Source organism: Streptomyces sp. NPDC030296 (assembly GCF_055572815.1).
The window spans coordinates 582,909-606,063 of record NZ_JBVICQ010000004.1; the positions used below are offsets into that span (position 1 = coordinate 582,909).

At 71.8% G+C, this 23,155-nt stretch carries 19 protein-coding genes; 11 read left to right on the forward strand and 8 right to left on the reverse strand.

Annotated elements, in window-relative coordinates; genetic code table 11:
- Positions 1–34 precede the first annotated feature (34 nt).
- The 3 genes from ACZ4Z3_RS14520 to ACZ4Z3_RS14530 all read left to right on the forward strand — a co-directional run bounded on the left by ACZ4Z3_RS14520 (position 35) and on the right by ACZ4Z3_RS14530 (position 5,095).
- Positions 35–2,020, forward strand: a complete 1,986-nt coding sequence (locus ACZ4Z3_RS14520; RefSeq protein WP_468501260.1) for a Xaa-Pro dipeptidyl-peptidase — start codon at positions 35–37, stop codon at positions 2,018–2,020.
- Positions 2,017–3,285: a M14 family metallopeptidase gene (locus tag ACZ4Z3_RS14525; protein ID WP_468501261.1), complete on the forward strand. Its 1,269-nt coding sequence runs from the start codon at positions 2,017–2,019 to the stop codon at positions 3,283–3,285. Before ACZ4Z3_RS14520 ends, ACZ4Z3_RS14525 begins: the two co-directional genes overlap by 4 nt.
- Before the next feature lie 85 nt (positions 3,286–3,370).
- Positions 3,371–5,095 carry a BCCT family transporter gene (locus ACZ4Z3_RS14530; protein WP_468501262.1) on the forward strand — a complete coding sequence of 575 codons (1,725 nt, stop codon included), beginning with the start codon at positions 3,371–3,373 and terminating at the stop codon, positions 5,093–5,095.
- 84 nt (positions 5,096–5,179) lie between these two features.
- Here the strand turns inward: ACZ4Z3_RS14530 and ACZ4Z3_RS14535 are convergent, their stop codons facing one another.
- Positions 5,180–6,130: an FAD-dependent oxidoreductase gene (locus tag ACZ4Z3_RS14535; RefSeq protein ID WP_468501263.1), complete on the reverse strand. Its 951-nt coding sequence runs from the start codon at positions 6,128–6,130 to the stop codon at positions 5,180–5,182.
- Positions 6,131–6,196: 66 nt separating this feature from the next.
- Here ACZ4Z3_RS14535 and ACZ4Z3_RS14540 point away from each other — a divergent pair, with 66 nt between their 5' ends.
- Positions 6,197–7,225, forward strand: coding sequence for an oxidoreductase (locus ACZ4Z3_RS14540; protein WP_468501264.1), 1,029 nt, complete (start codon positions 6,197–6,199; stop codon positions 7,223–7,225).
- 135 nt (positions 7,226–7,360) lie between these two features.
- Complete coding sequence (locus ACZ4Z3_RS14545; RefSeq protein ID WP_468501265.1) at positions 7,361–9,001, forward strand: ABC-F family ATP-binding cassette domain-containing protein; 1,641 nt, start codon at positions 7,361–7,363, stop codon at positions 8,999–9,001.
- Between the two features lie 70 nt (positions 9,002–9,071).
- Here ACZ4Z3_RS14545 and ACZ4Z3_RS14550 read toward each other — a convergent pair whose 3' ends face one another.
- The 3 genes from ACZ4Z3_RS14550 to ACZ4Z3_RS14560 all read right to left on the reverse strand — a co-directional run bounded on the left by ACZ4Z3_RS14550 (position 9,072) and on the right by ACZ4Z3_RS14560 (position 12,797).
- Entirely contained in the window at positions 9,072–11,441 is a 2,370-nt protein-coding gene (locus ACZ4Z3_RS14550) for a Tex family protein (RefSeq protein ID WP_468501266.1), read from the reverse strand.
- Positions 11,442–11,622: 181 nt separating this feature from the next.
- Positions 11,623–11,766, reverse strand: coding sequence for an LPFR motif small protein (locus ACZ4Z3_RS14555; protein ID WP_169800313.1), 144 nt, complete (start codon positions 11,764–11,766; stop codon positions 11,623–11,625).
- A gap of 161 nt (positions 11,767–11,927) precedes the next feature.
- A complete protein-coding gene (locus ACZ4Z3_RS14560; RefSeq protein WP_468501267.1) occupies positions 11,928–12,797 on the reverse strand; it encodes an SCO6745 family protein in 870 nt (289 codons plus the stop codon).
- Between the two features lie 167 nt (positions 12,798–12,964).
- On the opposite strand from ACZ4Z3_RS14560, the gene ACZ4Z3_RS14565 reads away from it, so the two are divergent.
- Entirely contained in the window at positions 12,965–13,924 is a 960-nt protein-coding gene (locus ACZ4Z3_RS14565; protein WP_468501268.1) for a GlxA family transcriptional regulator, read from the forward strand.
- A gap of 10 nt (positions 13,925–13,934) precedes the next feature.
- The gene (locus ACZ4Z3_RS14570) at positions 13,935–14,570 is read left to right on the forward strand and encodes a DJ-1/PfpI family protein (RefSeq protein ID WP_468501269.1); all 636 of its coding nucleotides are present in this window, start codon (positions 13,935–13,937) and stop codon (positions 14,568–14,570) included.
- 21 nt (positions 14,571–14,591) lie between these two features.
- Here the strand turns inward: ACZ4Z3_RS14570 and ACZ4Z3_RS14575 are convergent, their stop codons facing one another.
- Complete coding sequence (locus ACZ4Z3_RS14575) at positions 14,592–15,335, reverse strand: enoyl-CoA hydratase/isomerase family protein (protein WP_468501270.1); 744 nt, start codon at positions 15,333–15,335, stop codon at positions 14,592–14,594.
- Between the two features lie 426 nt (positions 15,336–15,761).
- Between ACZ4Z3_RS14575 and ACZ4Z3_RS14580 the strand changes: the two genes are divergently transcribed.
- On the forward strand, positions 15,762–16,271 hold the full coding sequence (locus ACZ4Z3_RS14580) for an ATP-binding protein (protein ID WP_468501445.1): 510 nt from the start codon (positions 15,762–15,764) through the stop codon (positions 16,269–16,271).
- Between the two features lie 10 nt (positions 16,272–16,281).
- Here the strand turns inward: ACZ4Z3_RS14580 and idi are convergent, their stop codons facing one another.
- The 3 genes from idi to galE all read right to left on the reverse strand — a co-directional run bounded on the left by idi (position 16,282) and on the right by galE (position 19,195).
- Positions 16,282–16,875, reverse strand: a complete 594-nt coding sequence (gene idi / locus ACZ4Z3_RS14585) for an isopentenyl-diphosphate Delta-isomerase (RefSeq protein ID WP_468501271.1) — start codon at positions 16,873–16,875, stop codon at positions 16,282–16,284.
- Between the two features lie 252 nt (positions 16,876–17,127).
- Complete coding sequence (locus ACZ4Z3_RS14590) at positions 17,128–18,066, reverse strand: cation diffusion facilitator family transporter (RefSeq protein ID WP_468501272.1); 939 nt, start codon at positions 18,064–18,066, stop codon at positions 17,128–17,130.
- Between the two features lie 139 nt (positions 18,067–18,205).
- Positions 18,206–19,195, reverse strand: coding sequence for a UDP-glucose 4-epimerase GalE (gene galE, locus ACZ4Z3_RS14595; RefSeq protein ID WP_468501273.1), 990 nt, complete (start codon positions 19,193–19,195; stop codon positions 18,206–18,208).
- 340 nt (positions 19,196–19,535) lie between these two features.
- On the opposite strand from galE, the gene ACZ4Z3_RS14600 reads away from it, so the two are divergent.
- The 3 genes from ACZ4Z3_RS14600 to ACZ4Z3_RS14610 are packed head-to-tail and all read left to right on the forward strand — an operon-like array spanning position 19,536 to position 23,148.
- Positions 19,536–21,347 carry a DUF5941 domain-containing protein gene (locus tag ACZ4Z3_RS14600; protein ID WP_468501446.1) on the forward strand — a complete coding sequence of 604 codons (1,812 nt, stop codon included), beginning with the start codon at positions 19,536–19,538 and terminating at the stop codon, positions 21,345–21,347.
- Positions 21,344–22,096 (forward strand): phosphocholine cytidylyltransferase family protein, encoded by a 753-nt coding sequence (locus tag ACZ4Z3_RS14605; RefSeq protein WP_468501274.1) that lies wholly within the window; start codon positions 21,344–21,346, stop codon positions 22,094–22,096. Before ACZ4Z3_RS14600 ends, ACZ4Z3_RS14605 begins: the two co-directional genes overlap by 4 nt.
- Positions 22,084–23,148 (forward strand): iron-containing alcohol dehydrogenase family protein, encoded by a 1,065-nt coding sequence (locus ACZ4Z3_RS14610; protein ID WP_468501275.1) that lies wholly within the window; start codon positions 22,084–22,086, stop codon positions 23,146–23,148. The genes ACZ4Z3_RS14605 and ACZ4Z3_RS14610 overlap by 13 nt, the downstream gene beginning before the upstream one ends.
- The last annotated feature ends 7 nt before the right edge of the window (positions 23,149–23,155 follow it).

The following is a 23,155-nucleotide window of genomic DNA, read 5'->3' on the forward strand; positions in this document are numbered from 1 at the left end:
TTGAACAGGAGTTGACAGCAGTACCGTCCGGCGCATGCCGATATCTGCGCGACGCGCCCCCCACTCGACCTGGAGATCTCTCGCCACGGTCGCCACGTCCGCCGCCCTGATGGCCACCTTCGTCACCCCCGCGGTCGCCGACAGCGCGACGCCCCGGAAGAGCCGGCCCGTCTACGCGTACGACAAGGCCATCCGCGAGGCCGTCTGGGTGGACACCGGACTCGACGGCGACCGGGACGGAAGGAACGATCGCGTCGCCGTCGACATCGTCCGCCCGAGGGAACCCGCCCAGCAGGGCCGGAAGATCCCCGTGATCATGGACGCCAGCCCCTACTACTCGTGCTGTGGACGCGGCAACGAGAGCCAGCGCAAGACGTACGACGCGAACGGCGACGTCGTCCAGATGCCGCTGTTCTACGACAACTACTTCGTGCCCCGCGGCTACGCCTTCGTCGCCGTCGACCTCGCCGGAACCAACCGCTCCGACGGCTGCGTGGACGTCGGCGGCCGCTCCGACATCCAGTCCGCCAAGGCGGTCGTCGACTGGCTGGGCGGCCGCGCAAAGGCGTACACCACCCGCACGGGCTCCACGAGGGCCAAGGCCGGCTGGACCAACGGCAGAACCGGCATGATCGGCAAGAGCTACGACGGCACCATCGCCAACGGGGTCGCCGCGACCGGCGTCGAGGGCCTGGAGACCATCGTCCCGATCGGCGCCATCTCCTCCTGGTACGACTACTACTTCGCCAAGGGCGCCCCCCTCTACGGCTCCGGCCCCGACTGGCTGTCCGACGCAGTCGAGAGCCCCGAGGCCCGCGCCAAGTGCGCCCACGTCCAGCAGGCGCTCGTGGACGGCGCCCCGCGCACCGGCGACTGGACGCGGCTGTGGACGGAGCGTGACTACGTCAAGGACGTCCGCAAGATCGACGCCAGCGTCTTCGTCATCCACGGCCAGCAGGACCTCAACGTCCGCCCCAAGCACTTCGGTCAGTGGTGGGACGCCCTCGCGAAGCACGGCGTCGAGCGCAAGATCTGGCTCTCCCAGACCGGCCACGTCGACCCCTTCGACTTCCGCCGCGCCGCCTGGGTCGACACCCTGCACCGCTGGTTCGACCACGAACTCCTCGGCTACGACAACGGCATCGACGACGAGCCCATGGCCGACATCGAGCGCCACCCCGACCAGTGGGTGACGACGAAGACCTGGCCGCCGCGCGCGACGAAGACCACGACCCTCCGCCCCGGCAAGGGCGCCCGGGCCGGCGTCGGCATCCTCGGTCTGCGCAAGCGGTCCGGTACCGAGACCTTCACCGACGACCCCGCCCTGAACGAGACCGACTGGGCGGCGCACATCGGGCGCTCCACCCCCGAGAAGGCGGGCTTCGTCACCGCCCCGCTCACCAAGGACCTGCGGCTGTCCGGCTCCGCCAAGGTGACCGTCACCGCCACGCCCACCACTTCCACCGCCCACCTCTCGGCGATCCTCGTGGACCTCGGCCCGGACACCATCCGCGAGTACTCCACCGCCGGCGAGGGCATCACCACCCTCACAGACCGCACCTGTTGGGGCCCGAGCACCCCCGGTGACAGCTCCTGCTACCTGAAGACCCGGACGAAGACCGCCGCCGTGGACTACACGATCTTCAGCCGCGGCTGGGCCGACCTCGGCAACCACTCCTCCGGCACCGGCTCCCCGCTCACCCCCGGCACCCCGTACACCCTCACCCTCGACCTGCACGCGAGCGACCACGTCGTTCCGGCCGGGCACCGGCTCGCCCTCATCGTCGCGGGCACCGACGAGGGCCTCATCGACCCGCCGTCGACGACCCCCACCCTGACCCTCGACCTCAAGCGCACCTACGCCAAGGTGCCGCTGGTCGGCGGACCCACCGCCTTCAAGAAGGCGACCTCGGGCGCCACCCCCGCACCGAAGGGATCCACCTCCGCCCCGAAGGGCTCCGTCCTCGACGGCGTCGGCGACCCGAGCGGCCCCGCCCGCCTTCCCGGTGACGGCGCATGAGGGGCCGGATCGCCGCGCTGATCGCCACCGCCCTCGCCGCGCCCCTGCTGTCTGCCCCCGCGTACGCGGCGGACACCACGCCCCTGCCGCGCACCGGATTCGAGCAGTCGGGCGGAGCCCGGTGGACGAGCCAGCCGGAAGAGGAGGAGTTCCTCGCCGCGGTGGACCGGGCGAGCCACCGCGTGTCGGTCACCCGCGTCGGCACCACCGCGCAGGACCGCCCGCTCCACCTCGTCCGGATCGGTACCCGCCCCACCTCGCGGACAGTGCTCCTCGTGTGCAGCCAGCACGGCGACGAGCCCTCCGGCCGCGAGGCGTGCCTCGCCGCCGTCCGGGACCTCGCCCGGCGCGGGGACCGGCGGGCCGAGCGATTGCTGAAAACCACCACCGTGCTCGTCGTGCCCACCGCCAATCCCGACGGCAGGGCCGCCGACACCCGCGGCAACAGCGACGGCGTCGACATCAACCGCGATCATCTGGCCCTGCGGACCCCGGAGGCCAGGGCACTCGCCGCGATCGTCCGCGATCGCAAACCGGACATTGTCTACGACCTGCACGAGTACGGGGCCACACCCCCGTACTACGACAAGGACCTGTTCGACCTCTGGCCGCGCAACCTCAACACGGACGCGGCCGTCCACGCCGAGGCGCGCACCCTGTCCCTGGACCACGTACGGCCGGCTGCGCGGGCGGCGGGTCACTCCACCGGCACCTACGGCATCTGGACCGACCCGGTCACCGGCGAACCGATCCGGCAGGTCGCGGGCGACGGCCAGGAACGCATCCTGCGGAACATGTCCGGCGTCAAGCACTCCGTCGGCCTGCTCATCGAGAGCCGAGTCGAACCACCGACGCCCGACACTCCCGAGCCGGTCAACAACCGGCGGCGCGTGGACTCCCAACGCGCGGCCCTGAAGGGCCTGTTCGGGTTCACGGTGGAGCGGGGTCGCCACGTCGACGCGGCGACCCGCGCGGCCCGTCTCGCCGGCCTGCGCGACACCGGGCCGGTGTATCTCGGCGGCGCCGACAACGACCCCGCCGAACCCGCCGAGGTGCTCCAGGACCCGCCCTGCGGCTACCGGCTCACCGCTTCGCAGTACGCGGAGGTCGGCGACGAGCTGGCCCTGCACGGCGTTCGCGCGCGTACCGGCGACGACGGTGTGCTCGTTCCGTTGCGGCAGCAACTCCGCGCGCTCGTTCCCCTGCTCCTGGACGAACGGGCGCCGTATCACCTGACGGTGGGGGAACCCGACACCACCTGTTGAAAGAAGAACGGGTCGGAGCCACATGTGGTAGGGCTCGCTGGGCAGGAGTAGCTCAGTTCCAGCCACTCGCGGAAGGGTTCCACCTGTGACGCACGATCACACCACCACCCACCACGGGGGAGGCCTGCTTCCCGGTTCGGAGGCGGGTCTCCCCGGCGGCGGGCGGCCCAGAACCGATCGCGTCGTGTTCGGCGTGACGGCAGCACTGACCTTGGCGTTCGTGCTCTGGGGCGCCCTCGCCACCGACTCGCTGGAGAGCGTCTCCGGCAAGATGCTGAGCGGCCTCATACACAACGGCGGTTGGGCGTTCATGCTGGCCGCCTCCTGCTTCGTGGTCTTCGCCCTGTGGCTCGCCGCCAGCCGCTACGGCCGTATCCACCTCGGTGTGGAGGGGGAGAAGCCCGAGTTCCGCACGGTGTCGTGGGTCGCCATGATGTTCAGCGCCGGCATGGGCATCGGTCTGATGTTCTACGGCGTCAGCGAGCCCCTCGCGCACTTCACCACACCTCCGCCGGGCACCAACCCGGAGGTGGCCGGTGAGCGCATGGAGACGGCGATGGCGACCACGCTGTTCCACTGGACGCTCCACCCCTGGGCGATCTACGCGGTGGTCGGCCTCGCCATCGCCTACAGCACCTTCCGCAAGCGCCGCCGTCAGACGATCAGCGCCGTCTTCACCCCGCTGATCGGCGAGAAGCACGCGAACGGCACCGGCGGCCGGATCATCGACGTCCTCGCCATCGTGGCCACCATCTTCGGCTCGGCGGCCTCCCTCGGGCTCGGAGCGCTCCAGATCGGCTCCGGCGCGCGGGAGCTGGACTGGATGGACAAGGTGAGCACCGGACTGCTCGTCGGCATCATCGCCGTGCTGACCCTGGCCTTCGTCGCCTCCGCGGTGTCCGGCGTGGAGAAGGGCATCCAGTGGCTGTCCAACACCAACATGGTGCTGGCCCTGGCCCTGCTCGTCTTCGTCTTCGTGGCCGGCCCGACCATCCTCGTCCTCGACCTCCTGCCCACCTCGGTCTTCTCCTACCTCGGTGACCTTCCGCAGCTCGCCGGCCGTACCGAGGCGTCGGGCGGCAAGGGCGTGGCCGACTGGCTGAGCAGCTGGACCGTCTTCTACTGGGCGTGGTGGATCTCCTGGACGCCCTTCGTCGGCATGTTCATCGCGCGCATCAGCCGGGGCCGCACCGTCCGCCAGTTCATCGGCGGTGTGATCCTCGTGCCCAGCTCGGTCAGCCTCGTGTGGTTCGCGGTGTTCGGCGGCACGGCCATGAAGCTCCAGGACCAGGGCCGACTCGGCGACGAGTCGACCCCCGAGGGCCAGCTGTTCGCGGTCCTCAACCAGTTCCCGGCGGCCACCGTCACCTGTCTGCTGGTGATGGTCCTGGTCGGCATCTTCTTCGTGTCCGGCGCCGACGCCGCCTCCATCGTCATGGGCACGCTCTCACAGCGCGGCGCCCTCGAACCGGGGCGCTTCGTCGTCGTCTTCTGGGGCGTCCTCACCGGAGCCGTCGCCGCGATCATGCTCCTCGTAGGCAGCGGCCAGGGCGACGCCCTCACCGGCCTGCAGAACCTCACGATCCTGGCGGCCGCCCCGTTCGTCCTGGTCATGATCGGCATGTGTGTGGCGCTCATGCGCGACCTGCGCCGCGACTCGGTGATCGTGCGGGAGGAGATGGCCTCCGAGGCCGTCGAACTCGCCGTCATCGAGGGCCACAAGCGCTATGACGGCGAGTTCGAGATCAGGGTCGGTCCGGGGCAGGGAACGGAGATCGAGGGCGACCCCATCGGACACCGCAAGGAGTGACCGCCACCGGGGGAGCGCCTGCCCCCGGCCCGGCGTCCCCGGCTCCCCAGCCCCGGCGTCCCCTGCCCCGCTCCGGTCTCGTCGTCACCCGGCGGCGAGTTCCGCGGCCTCCCGGGCGCATCCCCAGGCCACCGTCACGCCCGCCCCGCCGTGCCCGTAGTTGTGCACGAACAGCCGCCCGTCCGCGGCACGCTCACGCTCCAGCCGTACGGCGGGCCGGGCCGGCCGCAGCCCCACCCGGTGCTCGATCACCCGCGCCCCCGCGATCTCCGGCCGCACGGCCGCGCACCGCCGCACGATCGCCTCGGCGGTCACGGGATCCGGTGTCATGGACCACGCGTCCTCCTCCGCCGTCCCCCCGAGGATCAACCCGCCCGGCTGCGGAATGAAGTACGTGCTCGTCGCGTCCGCGTGGTCCACCGACGTCATCCAGGTGGTGACCCCCGGGTTCTCCACCACCACCAACTGCCCCCGCACCGGCCGCACCGACAGGTCCGGCACCAGGTCGCGGGCGTCGAGCCCCGTGCAGTTGACGACCACCCGGGCGTCGACCGCCCCGAGGTCCGTGACCGCACGCTCCTCGACCGTCCCGCCCGCCGCGACGAACCGCTCACGCAGCCACCGCAGATGGACCGGCATGTCGATCACCGGCAGCCGCGCCCAGAGCCCGGTCCCCGCGTACTCCTGTGCCGTGGCGGCCCGCAGCCCCGCCACCCGCGACGCCCACGCCCCGAGTCCGTCCAGTGTGGTCTCGCCGTGTACGCCCTCGACCATGCGTACGCCCGTCTCGTCCGGCCGCGCCGCCAACTCCTCGTACACCGCCAGCGATACGAGCGCCCACGCTCCGACGAGCGCCTCCGGCTCGATGCGGTACGGCCACCAGAGCCCGCCCGCCACGGCGGACGTGGTCCGCTCCGCGGGCTCCCGTGCCCAGAGGCGTACCTGTCGGCCGCTCTCCGCGAGGACGACGGCCGTCGTCAGACCGATGACACCGCCACCGACCACGATCACATCGCTGTTCGATTCCTTGGTCACGGGGGGACGTTAACGGAATATGTCATGCAGTGCTCACAAGTCTGCCTTTGTGGGGATACTCACACCATGTCTGCCGAGTACGCGACCTTCGGCCTGGCACCGGCGATCCGCGCCGGTGGCGTCCTCGCCGACGGTGCCTACCAAGCCCACCGGGACTTCGTGGACTTCATCGTCGACGGACGCCCGCTCCTCTTCCAGCTCTCCGACCTCGACGCCGTCTCCCCGCTCGCCTCCGACGTCCCGCCCTCGATCTTCACCGCCCAGGTGCGCAGCCTGCTCCTGGAGGCCGACGCGCCCCTGACCGGCGGCCGGTACGTCGTCTACGGCTGCCCCGAGTGCGCGGACCTCGCCTGCGGGGCCGTGACCGCGGTGATAGAGCGGGACGGCGACGACTACGTGTGGCGCGACTTCGCCTGGCAGACGGACGAGGAGGCCGACCTCAGACTGAACGGCTACACCGGCATCGGCCCCTTCCGGTTCCACGGCCCCGAGTACCGCGGCGCCCTGCAGTCGCTGCTGCGCGAGGACGCCGACGAGACGGCTGCGCGCCGACGGGTCCTCCTCATCGGTGCCCGGGTCGCCGTCCTCGCCAAACTCGCCGCCGCTCTGCGGGCCATCGGGATCGGCGCCGACATCGCGCACGACGCGGTCGGCGTGCCCGACGAGGAACTGCGTGGCTACGGCGCGGTCGTCTTCGGCCGGGCCGTCGGAGAGCAGGACCGGAAGGCGGTGCGGCGGGCCTTCGACCAGGCGGGGGTGGAAGTGGCGTACGTCGACGGGTTCGCCCCGATCATCCCGCTCCTCGTCGCGCAGATCGAGAACGCGCTCGACCGCAGCCCGGTACGACAGCGCCGGCTCACCCGGCTGATCGCGGCGGACGGTCAGGCCGGGATCGAGATCACCTCGACCTGCCGGGTGGAGCTCACCGCGTACCGCCTCGACCGGCTCTACCGGACGCACACCCACCGGTTCTTCGACGGGATCCTGCCGGCGGGGCAGCACAGGATCGGACTGGACGCGAAGTCCGTGAAGGGGGAGTCGTTCATCGTGGCCCGGACCACGGGGACGGTGCTGGTGGAGCCGATGAGCCGCTGAACGGAGGCGAGGGCGCTTGTGGGGCCCTGACCGGGGGCGAGGGTGCCGAGGGGCCCTGACCGGAGGGGAGGGTCGCCGTGGGGCGGTGACGGGCCGCGGTCGTCGGTCGGCCGTGGGTCGTTAGGATCGCACCCTGTGACCGCCACCCTCGTCGTCAAGAACCTCGCCGCCGGCCACGGCGACCGCTCGCTCTTCTCCGGGCTCGACCTCGTGGTCGCGCCCGGCGACGTGATCGGGCTGGTCGGCGCCAACGGCGCGGGCAAGTCCACGCTGCTGCGGCTGCTCGCCGGGCTCCTCCCCCCGGAACAGGGGGAGCTGCGGCTCTCCCCGCCCACGGCCACCGTCGGGCACCTCCCGCAGGAGCCGGAGCGCCGTGAGGGCGAGACGGTCCGGGAGTTCCTCGCCCGCCGCACCGGCGTCGCGGAGGCCCAGCGCGTCATGGACGACGCCACCCAGGGGCTCGTGGACGGGACGCCGGGCGCGGACGACGCGTACTCGGCCGCCCTGGAGCGCTGGCTCGACCTCGGCGGCGCCGACCTCGACGAACGGGCGGCGGAGGTCGTCGACTCCCTCGGCCTGGCCGTCGACCTGGACCAGCCGATGACCGGCCTCTCCGGCGGCCAGGCCGCCCGCGCCGGCCTCGCCTCCCTCCTCCTCTCCCGCTACGACGTCTTCCTCCTCGACGAACCCACCAACGACCTCGACCTCGACGGCCTGGAACGCCTCGAACGCTTCGTGGGCGGCCTGCGCGCCGGCACGGTCGTCGTCAGCCACGACCGCGAGTTCCTCACCCGCACCGTCACCAAGGTCCTCGAACTCGACCTGGCGCAGCAGCAGATCAACCTCTACGGCGGCGGCTACGAGGCGTACCTGGAGGAGCGCGACACGGCCCGGCGGCACGCCCGCGAGGACTACGAGGAGTACGCCGACAAGAGGGCCGCGCTCCAGGACCGCGCCCAGATGCAGCGCTCCTGGATGGACAAGGGCGTCAAGAACGCCCGGCGCAAGGCGGGCAACGACAACGACAAGATCGGCCGCAAGTTCCGCAGCGAGGCCAGCGAGAAGCAGGCCGCCAAGGCCCGGCAGACCCAGCGCATGATCGAGCGCCTCGACGTCGTCGAGGAGCCGCGCAAGGAGTGGGAGCTGCGCATGGAGATCGCGTCGGCCCCGCGCTCCGGCGCCGTCGTCGCGACCCTGCGCGAGGCGCAGGTGAAGCGGGGCGACTTCGCCTTCGGCCCGGTGTCCCTGCAGATCGACTGGGCCGACCGCGTCGCCATCACCGGCGCCAACGGCGCGGGCAAGTCCACGCTCCTCGGCGCCCTGCTGGGCCGGATCCCGCTGGACTCTGGCGACGCCTCCCTCGGCTCCGGTGTCCTCGTCGGCGAGGTCGACCAGGCCCGCGCGCTCTTCCACGGCCCCGAGTCCCTCCTCGACGCCTTCTGCGCGGCCGTGCCCGACACCGAGCCGGTCGAGGTCCGCACCCTCCTGGCCAAGTTCGGCCTGAAGTCCCACCACGTCCTACGCCCGGCCGTGACCCTCTCACCCGGGGAACGCACCCGCGCCGCCCTCGCCCTCCTCCAGGGCCGGGGCGTGAACCTCCTGGTCCTGGACGAACCCACCAACCACCTCGACCTGCCCGCCATCGAGCAGCTGGAATCCGCCCTCGACGCCTACGAGGGCACCCTGCTCCTGGTCACCCACGACCGCCGCATGCTCGACGCGGTACGGGTGACCAGGCGCTTCGAGGTGACCTCGGGCAAGGTCACGGAGAACTGAACCGCGGGCCCACGGCACACCGGTGCCGGGCACCCCGCGAACGGGGGCACCCGGCACCGGACCGGTCGGTTCAGCGGCGCTTCGGGTCCAGCAGCCCCGCCTTGCGCAGCGCGTCCGCCATCGCGCTGTTCGACGGAGCCGGCGGGGAGCCCTGCTGCCGGGAACCTCCACCGCCGCGGCCCTGCCGCTGCTGAGGAGCCCGGGCGCCCCGCTGCGGCCGTGCGCCGCCGCCGGACTGGCCCTGCGGCGCGGCCTCGTCGTCCAGCCGCAGCGTCAGCGAGATCCGCTTGCGCGGAATGTCGACGTCGAGGACCTTCACCTTGACGATGTCGCCGGGCTTGACGACGTCCCGCGGGTCCTTCACGAACGTCTTGGACATCGCGGACACGTGCACGAGCCCGTCCTGGTGCACCCCGACGTCCACGAAGGCACCGAAGGCGGCCACGTTCGTCACGACCCCCTCCAGCACCATCCCGGAGACCAGGTCGGAGATCTTCTCGACGCCCTCCTTGAACGTGGCCGTCTTGAAGGCGGGCCGCGGGTCCCGCCCCGGCTTCTCCAGCTCCCTCAGGATGTCCGTCACGGTCGGCAGACCGAACGTCTCGTCCACGAAGTCATCCGGCCTCAGCGACCGCAGCACGCCCGTGTTGCCGATCAGCGCCGCGACCTCGCTGCCCGCCGCCTTCACCATCCGCCGCACCACGGGGTACGCCTCCGGGTGCACGCTGGACGCGTCCAGCGGGTCGTCGCCGCCCCGGATCCGCAGGAAGCCCGCGCACTGCTCGTACGCCTTCGGGCCGAGCCGCGCCACGCCCTTCAGCTGGGAACGGGACTTGAACGGGCCGTTGGCGTCCCGGTGGGCCACGATGTTCTCGGCGAGGCCGGAGGAGATGCCGGACACCCGCGCGAGCAGCGGCGCGGAGGCCGTGTTCACGTCGACGCCGACGCCGTTCACACAGTCCTCGACGACCGCGTCCAGCGAGCGCGACAGCTTCACCTCGGAGAGATCGTGCTGGTACTGGCCGACGCCGATCGACTTCGGGTCGATCTTCACCAGCTCGGCGAGCGGGTCCTGCAACCGCCGCGCGATCGAGACGGCACCGCGCAGGGAGACGTCCATACCGGGCAGCTCCTGCGAGGCGAACGCCGACGCCGAGTACACCGACGCGCCCGCCTCGGAGACCATCACCTTGGTGAGCTTCAGCTCCGGGTGCCGGGTGATCAGCTCACCGGCGAGCTTGTCGGTCTCGCGGGACGCGGTGCCGTTGCCGATGGCGACCAGCTCGACCGCGTGCTCCTTGGCGAGCCGGGCCAGTTTGGCGATGGCCTCGTCCCACTTGTTGGCCGGAACGTGCGGGTAGACGACGTCGGTCGCGACCACCTTGCCCGTCGCGTCGACCACGGCGACCTTCACGCCCGTACGGAAACCGGGGTCGAGGCCGAGCGTCGCGCGGGTGCCCGCGGGGGCGGCGAGCAGCAGGTCGCGCAGGTTCGCCGCGAAGACGTTCACCGCCTCGTCCTCGGCGGCCGTGCGCAGCCGCAGCCGCAGGTCGATGCCGAGGTGCACGAGGACGCGGGTCCGCCACGCCCAGCGGACGGTGTCCGTGAGCCACTTGTCGGCGGGACGCCCACGATCGGCGATCCCGAACTTGTGCGCGATGATCCCCTCGTACGACGACGGGCCGTCCGTGGGCTCCTCCGGCTCCAGGACCAGGTCGAGGACGTCCTCCTTCTCGCCCCGCAGCATCGCGAGGACGCGGTGGGAGGGCAGCTCGGTGAACGGCTCCGCGAAGTCGAAGTAGTCGGCGAACTTCGCGCCCGCCTCCTCCTTGCCGTCCTTCACCTTGGCCGCCAGCCGGCCCCGCACCCACATGCGCTCGCGCAGCTCGCCGATCAGGTCGGCGTCCTCCGAGAACCGCTCGGTGAGGATGGCGCGCGCGCCGTCCAGCGCGGCCTGCGGGTCGGCGACGCCCTTGGCGGCGTCGACGAACGCCGCCGCGGCGGCCGACGGCTCCACGGTCGGGTCGCCCAACAGGCCCTCGGCGAGCGGTTCGAGCCCCGCCTCGCGGGCGATCTGCGCCTTGGTGCGCCGCTTCGGCTTGAACGGGAGGTAGATGTCCTCCAGCCGCGCCTTGGTCTCGGCGCCGCGGATCTGCGCCTCCACCTCGGGTGTCAGCCTGCCCTGCTCACGCACCGAGTCGAGGATCGCCGCACGGCGGTCCTCCAGCTCGCGCAGATACCGCAGCCGCTCCTCGATCGTGCGCAGCTGCGCGTCGTCGAGCATCTCGGTCGCTTCCTTGCGGTAGCGGGCGATGAAGGGAACGGTCGAACCGCCGTCGAGCAGTTCCACCGCGGCCTTCACCTGCCGCTCCCGTACGCCGAGTTCCCCGGCGATCCTGCCTTCGATGGACCCTACTTCGATGGATCCGGGTGTCGTCACGATCCCGTACCGCCTTCTCCACTGAGGTTGCGCGGCAATTGTGGCAGGTGACGCCGACAACGGGGGATCAGGGCGACGCGTGCCGGTCACCGGACCGAAAGAACCGGGGAGTGGGGCCCGGACACGCCGGGAGCCGGACGCGGGGTCGCGTCCGGCTCCCAAGTCGGCGGCTCGGCCGGGGTCAGGCCCGGCGGGCGCGTCCGGTGCGGCGCGTGGAGCTGGAGGCGCCGCCGAACAGCCGGGCCACGGCCCGGAACGGCAGGGTCACCACCGTGGCGACGGCCCCTCCGATCTGCCGCAACACATCTGCGATCGCACGGAACACGTACTTCCCCTTTCCTCTCCCGGCCGACCGGGCCGGGAGAGCACGGGTACCGCGTCCCGCTTCCTTCATGCGTGAACGGTGCCGGCCGGCCGGAGAGCCGGACCAAAAGCGTGCCGCCGACCTGTCCTTGTGCCGCCGGTCCGGCCGACGCGCCGCCCCCGTCACTTCTTGCCGATCATCCCCTCCGGGAACGCCCCCGCCCCGAGCATCGTCGGCACGATGGCGCCCAGCAGCTCGGTGAGGCGTTCCACGCCGGCCGCGCCCAGATGCTCGTACGGGGCCCGGTCGAGGCGGTCCGTCGCCGTCTCGATCTCCTCGCGCAGCGCGACGCCCGCCTGGGTCAACTCGCCCTCGACGTCGACCAGTCCGCGCTCCTGAAGCCGCCCGCGGGCCGCCTCCCAGTCGGCCCGCGTCCAGCCGCGGGTGCCGAGCATCCACTTCGGGGACATGCCCTTGCCGGTGGCCGTGTGGCTGACCAGCGCCTCGACCGGGTCGAGCCCGGCACCGAGGAGGACCGTGAGGTGCCCGTCGCCCCGGTGCTCCCGCAGCAGCGTGGCCGCGTGCCACAGCGCCAGGTGCGGGCGCTCGGGCACCTGGAGGTCGGCGTGCGCGGCGTACAGGGGGCGCGCCGTCCGGACGCACGCCTCGGTGGCGCGCAGGGCCAGCTCGGCCGCCTCCGCGACCTCCTTGGAGCCGATCAGTTCCTCGCCGAGCAGCCGCCGCAGCGTGGTGTCGACGACCCGCTCGCGGGCCGCCAGCACCACCGCGGGTGAGGCCGTCTCCCACACGGCGGGCACGTGCCGCGCCACCAGCTCGTGCCGGAAGTTGAAGAACGTCGCCGTCACCACGCCCGGTCCGACCGCGCCCATGGCGGCGGCCCGCACCGCGAAGTACGCCGCGCTGGGGTGCTCGACCCCCACGGCGCCCAGCTCCCGGCCGAGGTCCGGGGAGAAGTAGTGCGCGGAGTGGAACGGATTGAGCAGGTTGTGGCAGCGCCGCTCGGCGCGCTCCGGCAGGGAGGAAGACGTCATGCCCGCAGGTTACCGACTGGTCGGTTCGCTGGGTGGGGGAGGTCCCACGTGCCCTTGCTCACTTCCGCGTCGGCCGCTCACCCCCGCGCCGCCCGGCCTGCGGCCGTGGCAGGAAAGGTGGGGTACTCGTCATTGCGGCCCTCGCCCGGGCTCCCAAGAATCGAGACATGCGCACAGTCCTGGTCGTCCTCTTCGACGGCGTGCAGAGCCTCGACGTCACGGGCCCCCTGGAGGTCTTCCAGGGCGGTGAGCTGCACGTCCCGGGCTCGTACCGCATCCGCACGGCCTCCCTCGACGGCGCCGCGGTGCGCACCTCCAGCGGCCTCACCCTCGTCCCCGACCAGGCGCTGACGGCGTCAGCCGGACCGCACACCCTGCTCGTCCCCGGCGGCCAGGGCACCCGGAACCCGGCCCCCGGTGTCGTCGCCTGGCTGCGGGAGCACGGCCCGCGCGCGGAGCGCCTGGTGTCGGTCTGCACCGGCGCGATCCTGCTGGCCGAGGCGGGCCTCCTGGACGGCCGCCGGGCGACGACCCACTGGGCGTACTGCGACAAGCTGGCCCGCGACCATCCGTCGGTGGAGGTCGACCCGGACCCCATCTACGTCCGCGACGGCCATGTCGCCACCTCCGCCGGGGTCACCGCGGGCATCGACCTGGCGCTGGCGCTCGTCGAGGAGGACCTGGGGCGCGAGGTCGCCCTCGGCATAGCCCGTCACCTGGTCGTCTTTCTGCGCCGCCCCGGCAACCAGGCCCAGTTCAGCGCCCAGCTCGCCGCGCAGACCGCGCGCCGGGAGCCGCTCCGCGAGGTCCAACAGTGGATCACCGAGCACCCCGGCGGCGATCTGAGCGTGGAGACGCTGGCCGCCCGGGCCCGCCTCTCACCCCGGCACTTCGCCCGCGCCTTCCAGGTCGAGACCGGTATGACCCCGGGCCGCTATGTCGACCGGGTCCGCCTCGAACACGCCCGCCGGCTGCTGGAGGACACCTCCGACGGCGTCGAGGAGATCTCGCGCGCCTGCGGCTACGGCACCCCCGAGGCCATGCGCCGGGCCTTCGTCAAGGCCCTCGGCACGGCCCCCGCGGAGTACCGCCGCCGCTTCCGGCCGGCTTCCGCCCCCACCCCCTGAAGGGAACCCCATGCAGATCGCGATCGTCCTCTTCGACCGCTTCACCGCCCTCGACGCCGTCGGCCCCTACGAGACCCTCGGCCGTCTCCCCGACGCCGAAGTGGTCTTCGTCGCCGAGGAGACCGGCCCCGTCCGCAGCGACACCGGCGCGCTCGCCCTCACGGCGGACAGGACGCTCGCCGAGGTCCCGTCCCCGGACGTCGTCGTGGTGCCGGGCGGACCCGGCCAGTTCGCGCAGATGGAGAACGAGACGCTCTTCGCGTGGCTGCGCGCGGCCGACCGCACGAGCACCTGGACGACCTCCGTCTGCACCGGCTCCCTGATCCTGGCCGGCGCCGGCCTCCTCGAAGGCCGCCGGGCCACCTCGCACTGGCTGGCGCTTGACTTCCTCAAACAGTACGGCGCCGAGCCGACGGGTGAGCGGGTCGTGTTCGACGGCAAGTACGTCACCGCGGCCGGGGTCTCCTCCGGCATCGACATGGGCCTCACCCTGATCGGCCGGATGGCGGGAGACGAGCACGCCCAGGCCGTCCAGCTGATGATCGAGTACGACCCGCGGCCGCCGTACGACGCGGGCGCCCCGCACAAGGCACCCGCCCACCTCGTGGAGGAGTTCCGCACCAACAGCCGCTTCGCCCTGATGTGACCTCCGGGCCGCTCCGGCCTCTCACACCGTCCAGGTGAACCGGGGCGCCCTGCGCTCCAGGAACGCGGCGACGCCCTCCGCGGCGTCACCGCTGCCGCGCGCCTGCTCGGCCCAGTGGGCGTCCCGGTCGGTCCGCCCGTCGGCGAACTCCTTGGCCGCCGACTGGGTCAGCCGGGAGCGCGAGACCAGCACCCGGGTGAACTCCGCGACCCGCTCGTCCAGCCCGCCCCCGGGCAGCACCTCGTCCACCAGCCCTGTCCGCAGCGCCCGCTCGCTGTCGATCAACTCACCGGAGAACAGCAGGTACTTGGCGGTGCCGGGACCGACCAGCGACACCAACCGCCGGGTGGAGGACGACGGATAGACGAGCCCCAGCTTCGCGGGGGTGATCCCGAACAGCGACCCCTCCTCCGCGAACCGCAGATCACAGGCGGCCGCGAGCTGCGACCCGCCGCCCACGCAGTGCCCACGGATCGCCGCGAGCGTCGGCTTGGGAAAGGCCGCGAGCGCCTCCTCGGCCCGCAGCGCCAGCCCCTGGGCCTCGCCCGGCGACTGCCGAAGCGTGGAGATGTCGGCCCCCGCACAGAACGTCCCGCCCTCCCCGGTCAGCACCAGCGCCCGTACGGAGGGGTCGGTGGCCAGCCGGTCGAGCAGCGGCGGCAGCGACCGCCACATCCCGGCCGTCATGGCGTTGCGCTTGGCCGGGTGGTGGATCACGACCGTCGCGACCCCGTCGGCGGTGGAATGCAGCAGTTGAGGGTCCATGCACCGGATGCTAGCCACGCGCGGCACGAACCCCCCGACCGGCCGGCGCATCAGCAGGGGCGGGGAGGCGGACACCGCGCTGAACTTCGCCGCCGGCGTGGTCGTTCTGAAGACCCCGGGGGCGGGGGCCGACGCGCTCACCGGGTTCGGCGGGCGGCGCATAGGTGGGCCTGGTCTCGGGGAAAATCACGCAGAGTCACCGGCCGCCGGTCGGCGAGCGCGGGCACGGCGGCGAACCGTACAACCCGAATAGTTCCCAAAGCGGCACACGCCCGGCAGAATCGTTCATTCTGTCGGTCGTCCCGAACGAGATCGGTCGGGAAAACGTCGATACGCGCTGACTTGTGTTCAGTCATCCGTGGACGGCGTCGAGTCCCCAACACTTAACGTGTGGTGACAATCGAGCGCAAGGGCGGCGACCGGACCATGGACGACCAAGGGCGCGGGGGCGACCCACGCCCTGGAGCCGGCGGGCACGCTCCCGACGACCTGAGCCCGCCGGGACCGCTGCCGTACGAAGGGGTCTGGCGGTTCACCGCGGCCGCCGTCGACGCCTCGGTGCCGCAGGCGCGGCGCGCCGTCCGAGACCTGCTGACCCGTCAGGGCGTGCCGATCACGGACGACCTCGTCCAGGGCTTGATGGTGATCGTCTCCGAGCTGGTGACCAACGCCGTCAAGCACGCGGCGGTGCTCTCGCCCACCCTCGCCGTCGAGGTCGGGGTCGGAGCGGAGTGGGTGCGAGTCGCGGTGGAGGACAACCACCCCTACCGCCCCACCGCCCTGGAGACCGACCACGGCCGGCTGGGCGGCCGGGGGCTGCTGCTGGTGCGGGAGATCACCAGGGAGGCCGGCGGGGTCTGCGACGTCGAGCACACCGCGAGCGGCGGCAAGGTGATCTGGGCCGCCCTGCCGCTCAAACCCTCGCACCCCCTCTGACCGGGCCGGCTCACCAGCCCGCGGAGGGGCCCGTCAGTTCCCTGACCGCGGGGCGGGCCGCGTCCAGCACCGTCATGAACCAGGCCGAGAAGGTGTCCCTGGCGTGCCGCTCGGCGAGCTCCTGCGGGGTCACGAAGGCCGTGGCCCCGACCTCCTCCGGGTCCGGCCGCAGCGGGGACCGCACCAACCCCACGAAGAGGTGGTTGAACTCCTGCTCCACCAGGCCCGAGTCCGGGTCGGGGTGGTTGTAGCGGACCGTGCCCGCCTCGCCGAGCAGCGCCGGGGACACCCCGAGCTCCTCGTACGTCCGCCGCGCGGCCGCCGCGAACGGGGACTCGCCGGGGTAGGGGTGGCCGCAGCAGGTGTTCGACCAGACTCCGGGGGAGTGGTACTTGCCCAGGGCGCGCTGCTGGAGCAGCAGCCGGCCCCGCTCGTCGAAGAGGAACACCGAGAACGCCCGGTGCAGCTGCCCGGGCGGCTGGTGCGCGGAGAGCTTCTCCGCCGTGCCGATCGTCGTGCCCTCCTCGTCGACCAGCTCCAGCAGGATCGCTTCCGTGGTGCTGTCCGGTGCGTCGTGCATCGCGGTGGCAGGTGTGATCGGCATGCCCATCCTTCGCTTCGTTCCTCGAGCCCCAAGTCTGCCGTAGGGAACCGGCACTCCTGGCACTTCACGCCAACCCGCATGTCCTACCCCCGCACCCCCGGCGGGGACACCCATGGATCGCGCGCCCCCTGGAGGGCGTACCCGGATGCACGCACCAGGCGGGCCCCGCGCGCCATCGGCGGCGGGGCCCGGGACAGGGAGCAGCGGCGTGGATCGGTGGTGGGGCCCCGGGGCGGGGCTCAGCGACGTGGATCAGTGGCAGAGCTTCGCCTCGTGCTCCGCGTGGCCGCCGGGCTCCAGCTGGAACGTGCAGTGCTCGACGTCGAAGTGGTCGCCGATGCAGCCCTGGAGCTCGTGGAGCATCTTCTCGTTGCCGATGGCGTCGAGCGTGTCGGAGCCGACCACGACATGAGCCGACAGGACCGGCATGCCGGAGGTGATGGTCCAGGCGTGCAGGTCGTGGACGTCCTCGACGCCGGGCAGGGCGAGGATGTGGGCTCGCACCTCCGCCATGTCGACGTTCTTCGGCGCCGCCTCCAGCAGCACGTCCAGGGTCTCGCGCAGCAGCTTCACCGTGCGCGGCACGATCATCACGCCGATGATCAGCGAGGCGATCGGGTCGGCGGCCTGCCAGCCCGTGAGCAGGATGACCACGGCGGAGACGATCACCGCCAGCGATCCGAGCGCGTCGGCGGCCACCTCCAGGAAGGCGCCCCGTACGTTCAGGCTCTCCTTCTGGCCCCGCATCAGCAGGGTGAGTGAGATCATATTGGCGACCAGGCCGATCGCGCCGAACACGACGGTCAGTCCGCCCTGGGTGCCGACCGGTGTGATGAAACGCTGGATCGCCTCGACGAGCACATAGCCGCCGACACCGAGCAGCAGCACACAGTTGGCGAGGGCCGCGAGTATCTCCGCGCGGGCGTAACCGAAGGTGCGGTTGCCGCTCGGCGGGCGGTTGGCGAAGTGGATGGCGAGGAGCGCCATGCCGAGGCCCACCGCGTCCGTCGCCATGTGCGCCGCGTCCGCGACGAGCGCGAGGGAGTCGGCGAGGACTCCGCCGACGATCTCGACCACCATGACGGTGAGCGTGATCGACAGCGCGATCCGCAGCCTCCCGCGGTACGCCGCTGCCGCCGTACCACTGGTCGGCGCGTGATGCGCGTGCCCGTGATCGTGCCCAGCCCCCATGGAATCCGCCCTTCCGAGTCCGTGTGTCCGGCTTCCGGGATCACAGTCAACTACGGGTGGGGGGTATCGGGCAACGCGGCACTGAACACCGTTGTCATGTGCTCTGACCTGCGGAAACGATACGCAGGTCAGCGGGGTGTCATGATCGGCGACCCGGCCGGAGACCGCGGTGCAGGCACCAGCCCGCCCATGCCGACTCGACCATCTCGCGTACTCCCCGCCGGGCCGTCCAGCCCAGTTCCCGCTCGGCCAGCGCGGCCGAGGCGACGGCGCGCGGCGCGTCACCGGGGCGCCGGGGTTCGACGACGGCGGGCCGGCGGTCGCCGGTCACCTCGCCGACCAGCGTGATCAGCTCGCGCACCGACACGCCCTCGCCCCGTCCGATGTTCACCGTCAGGTCGCCGGACGCGCCCTCCGCGCCGAGCCGCCTGACCGCGGCGAGGTGCGCCTCCGCGAGGTCGGCGACATGGATGTAGTCGCGGATGCAGGTGCCGTCCGGGGTCGGGTAGTCGTCGCCGAAGATACGGGGCGCCTCGTCGCGGGTGAGGCGGTCGAAGACCATCGGGATCACGTTGAAGACGCCGGTGTCGGCGAGCGCGGGCTCGGCGGCGCCGGCCACGTTGAAGTAGCGCAGGCACACGGTGGCCATCCCGTGCGCCCGGCCCGCCGCGCGGACCAGCCACTCGCCCGTGAGCTTGGTCTCGCCGTAGGGGCTCATCGGCGCGCAGGGGGTGTCCTCCGTGATGAGGTCCACATCCGGGTTGCCGTACACGGCGGCGGAGGAGGAGAACAGGAACCGCTTCACGCCCGCGCCCGCCGCCGCCTCCAGGAGCGTGGCCAGTCCGCCCACGTTCTCCTGGTAGTAGCGCGTCGGCTGGGCCACCGACTCGCCGACCTGCTTGCGGGCCGCCAGGTGCACCACACCGGTCACGGTGTGCTCGGCGAGGGTCCGCTTCAGGAGGTCGCCGTCCAGGGCCGAGCCGTGGACGAGCGGGATGCGGTCGGGGAGGCGGCCGGGGACACCGGCCGAGAGGTCGTCGAGCGCGACCACCCGTTCTCCGGCGTCGGCCAGTGCCCTCGCCACGTGTGCGCCGATATATCCGGCTCCGCCTGTGATCAGCCAAGTCATGGGCACCTACCTTAACCGGGTCCCCCGGATCATGCTGATGTTTTCTGTTGAGTGATGTTGGAATTTGTTGAAGCTGGGGTTGCTGGAGTGCGGGCTTCGCCGCATATCGCCTATGAGCCGATATGCGAACCGTGGTTTGTGGCGTGACCCCCGGATCCCCGATGATGATCGCGGCGGAGCCCAGCAGGCCCACTTGATCGGGCCGTGAACGGGCGGTGAATCCTCGTTTCCCTTCATCCGATAACCTCTGCCGACACGCCGCCGGGCCGTAGCGGACCGGGGCGTCCCCACCACGCACATGCCCGGCGCGGTCGCGTCGGCACCCAGGGAGTGAGTTCGTCTGTCGACCGCCATCCTCACCGGTCAGCCGGTCCCCGGATCGTCGCTGGAGGGCGATCTGCGGTCGCTCGGCTTCGACGTGCGGGTCGCCTCCGACGCCGGTGACGCCGAGACGCTCCTGGCCACCGTCCCCGCCGGTCAGCGGGTCGCGATCGTCGACGCCCGGTTCGTGGGGCACGTGCACGCGCTGCGCCTCGGCCTCACCGACCCCCGCTTCGACGCCGCCGCCCTGCCCGGCGCCGTGACCGTGCGGCCAGCCGCCCGCCAGGCCCTCACCCGCGCGCTGGCCCGCGAGAACGCCGACGCGAGCGGCAGCACCGCCGTCGCCGTCGACAGCGTCGCCGACCGGGTGGTCGCCGCCCTCGACGCCGACGGCGTCGCCCTGCACCGACCCGACCTCGGCACCCTGGTCGCCGTGGTCCCCACCGACCCGCAGACCCGCAACGAGGCCCGCCAGGCGCTCGCCGCCGTCGACGACGAGGCCGTACGGCTGCGGACGGCCGTGAAGTCCCGCGACGGCTTCTTCACCACGCACTTCATCAGCCCGTACTCCCGCTACCTCGCCCGCTGGTGCGCCCGCCGCGGCCTCACCCCGAACCAGGTCACCACCGCCTCGCTGATCACCGCCCTGATCGCGGCGGGCTGCGCGGCCACCGGCACCCGCGGCGGATTCGTCGCCGCCGGCCTGCTCCTGATCTTCTCCTTCGTCCTCGACTGCACCGACGGCCAGCTGGCCCGCTACTCGCTGCAGTACTCGACCCTCGGCGCCTGGCTCGACGCCACCTTCGACCGAGCCAAGGAGTACGCCTACTACGCGGGCCTCGCCCTGGGAGCCGCACGGGGCGGTGACGACGTATGGGCGCTCGCCCTCGGCGCGATGGTCCTCCAGACCTGCCGCCACGTCGTCGACTTCTCCTTCAACGAGGCGAACCACGACGCCACCGCCAACACCAGCCCCACCGCCGCCCTCTCCGACAAGCTCGACAGCGTCGGCTGGACGGTGTGGGTGCGCCGGATGATCGTGCTGCCCATCGGCGAGCGCTGGGCGATGATCGCCGTCCTCACGGCGGTCACCACCCCCCGGATCACCTTCTACGCGCTGCTCACCGGCTGCGCGTTCGCCGCGACCTACACCACGGCGGGCCGGGTGCTGCGCTCGCTGACCCGTAAGGCAGAGCGCACGGACCGGGCTGCGCAGGCCCTGTACGACCTCACCGACTCCGGACCGCTGGCCGAGCTGGTGTCCAAGGCGCGCAGCCCCCGGGGCGTGATCCGGCCGTACACGTCGTTCCTTCTCGCCGTACTTGCGGTCGCTCTGCTGGCCATCGGGGTCCTGTCCCTCGACGCGTCCGAGGCGGCCGTGGTGGCCCCGATCTACGTCGTCGTCTCCGGCTGCGTCCTCATGCAGCCCCTCAAGGGCCCGCTGGACTGGCTGGTTCCCCCCCTGTTCCGGGCGGCCGAATACGGCACCGTACTGGTACTGGCGGCCGAAGCCGACGTGAACGGAGCCCTTCCCGCGGCTTTCGGGCTGGTGGCGGCCGTCGCCTACCATCACTACGACACGGTGTACCGCATCCGCGGTGACGCCGGCGCGCCGCCGCGGTGGCTGGTGCGGGTGATCGGCGGTCACGAAGGCAGGACGCTGCTGGTCACCGTCCTGGCCGCGCTGCTCGCGCCCACAGATTTCAAGGTCGCGCTCACGGTGCTCGCCGTGGCCGTGGCGCTCGTGGTGCTCCTCGAGAGCATCCGCTTCTGGGTGAGCGCCCATAAAACCGGCGCACCCGCCGTACACGATGAAGGAGAACCCGCATGATCGGCCTCGTGCTGGCGGCAGGCGCCGGACGGCGTCTTCGCCCCTACACCGACACCCTGCCCAAGGCTCTGGTGCCGGTCGGCCCCGAGGGCAACGAGGACAGCCTCACCGTTCTCGACCTCACGCTCGGCAACTTCGCCGAGATCGGCCTGACCGAGGTCGCGATCATCGTCGGGTACCGCAAGGAGGCCGTCTACGAGCGCCGCGAGGCGCTGGAGCAGAAGTACGGCCTGAAGATCACCCTGATCGACAACGACAAGGCCGAGGAGTGGAACAACGCCTACTCCCTGTGGTGCGGCCGTGACGCCATCAAGCACTCGGTGATCCTCGCCAACGGCGACACCGTGCACCCGGTCTCCGTCGAGAAGACCCTGCTCGCCGCGCGCGGCGGCGACAAGAAGATCATCCTCGCCGTCGACACCGTGAAGTCGCTGGCCGACGAGGAGATGAAGGTCGTCGTCGACCCCGAGAAGGGCATGACGAAGATCACCAAGCTGATGGACCCGGCGGAGGCCTCCGGCGAGTACATCGGCGTCACCCTCATCGAGGGCGAGGCCGCCGACGAGCTGGCCGACGCGCTGAAGACGGTCTTCGAGACCGACCCGCAGCAGTTCTACGAGCACGGCTACCAGGAGCTCGTCAACCGCGGCTTCAAGATCGACGTGGCGCCGATCGGTGACGTCAAGTGGGTCGAGATCGACAACCACGACGACCTCGCCAAGGGACGTGAGATCGCGTGCCAGTACTGACGAGGCTCATCCCCTCGCCGGTCGTCGTGGACATCCGTCCCGGCGCGCTCGATGACCTGGCGACGATTCTGTCGGACCAGCGCATCGCGCCGTCGGGCCGGATGGCCTTCGCCATCAGCGGCGGCTCCGGTCAGGCGCTGCGCGAGCGGTTCGCTCCCGCGCTGCCGGAGGCGGACTGGTTCTGCGACGCCGACGGCACCATCGACGGCGCCGTACGGCTCGCCGACTCGATCAAGAAGGGCGGTCACTACGACGCCGTGATCGGGCTCGGCGGCGGCAAGGTCATCGACTGCGCCAAGTACGCCGCGGCCCGGGTGGGCCTGCCGCTGGTCGCCGTCGCCACCAACCTCGCCAACGACGGCCTGTGCTCCCCGGTCGCCACGCTCGACAACGACGCGGGCCGCGGCTCGTACGGTGTGCCGAACCCCATCGGGATCGTCATCGACCTCGATGTCATCCGTGAGGCCCCGGTGCGCTTCGTGCGGGCCGGCATCGGCGATGTGATCTGCAAGATCTCCGCCGTGGCCGACTGGGAGCTGTCCAGCCGCGAGACCGGCGAGAAGGTCGACGGACTGGCCGCCGCGATGGCCCGCCAGGCCGCCGAGGCCGTGCTCCGCCACCCCGGCGGCATCGGCGACGACGACTTCCTCACGACCCTCTCCGAGTCCCTCGTGCTGTGCGGGATCTCCATGTCCGTGGCCGGCGACAGCCGCCCCGCCTCGGGCGCCTGCCACGAGATCAGCCACGCCTTCGACCTCAGCTTCCCCAAGCGCAACGCCCTCCACGGCGAGCAGTGCGGACTGGGCGGCGCCTTCGCCACGTTCCTGCGGGGCGACAAGGAGATCGCCGGGCAGATGACCGATGTCCTCAGGCACCACGGACTGCCCGTCCTCCCGGAGGAGATCGGCTTCACCATCGACGAGTTCGTCAAGGTCGTGGAGTTCGCGCCGCAGACCCGGCCGGGCCGGTACACCATCCTCGAGCACCTCGAACTGAGCACCGAGCAGATCAAGGACGCATACGCCGACTATGCCAAAGCCATCGGTAGCTGAGCTCCGA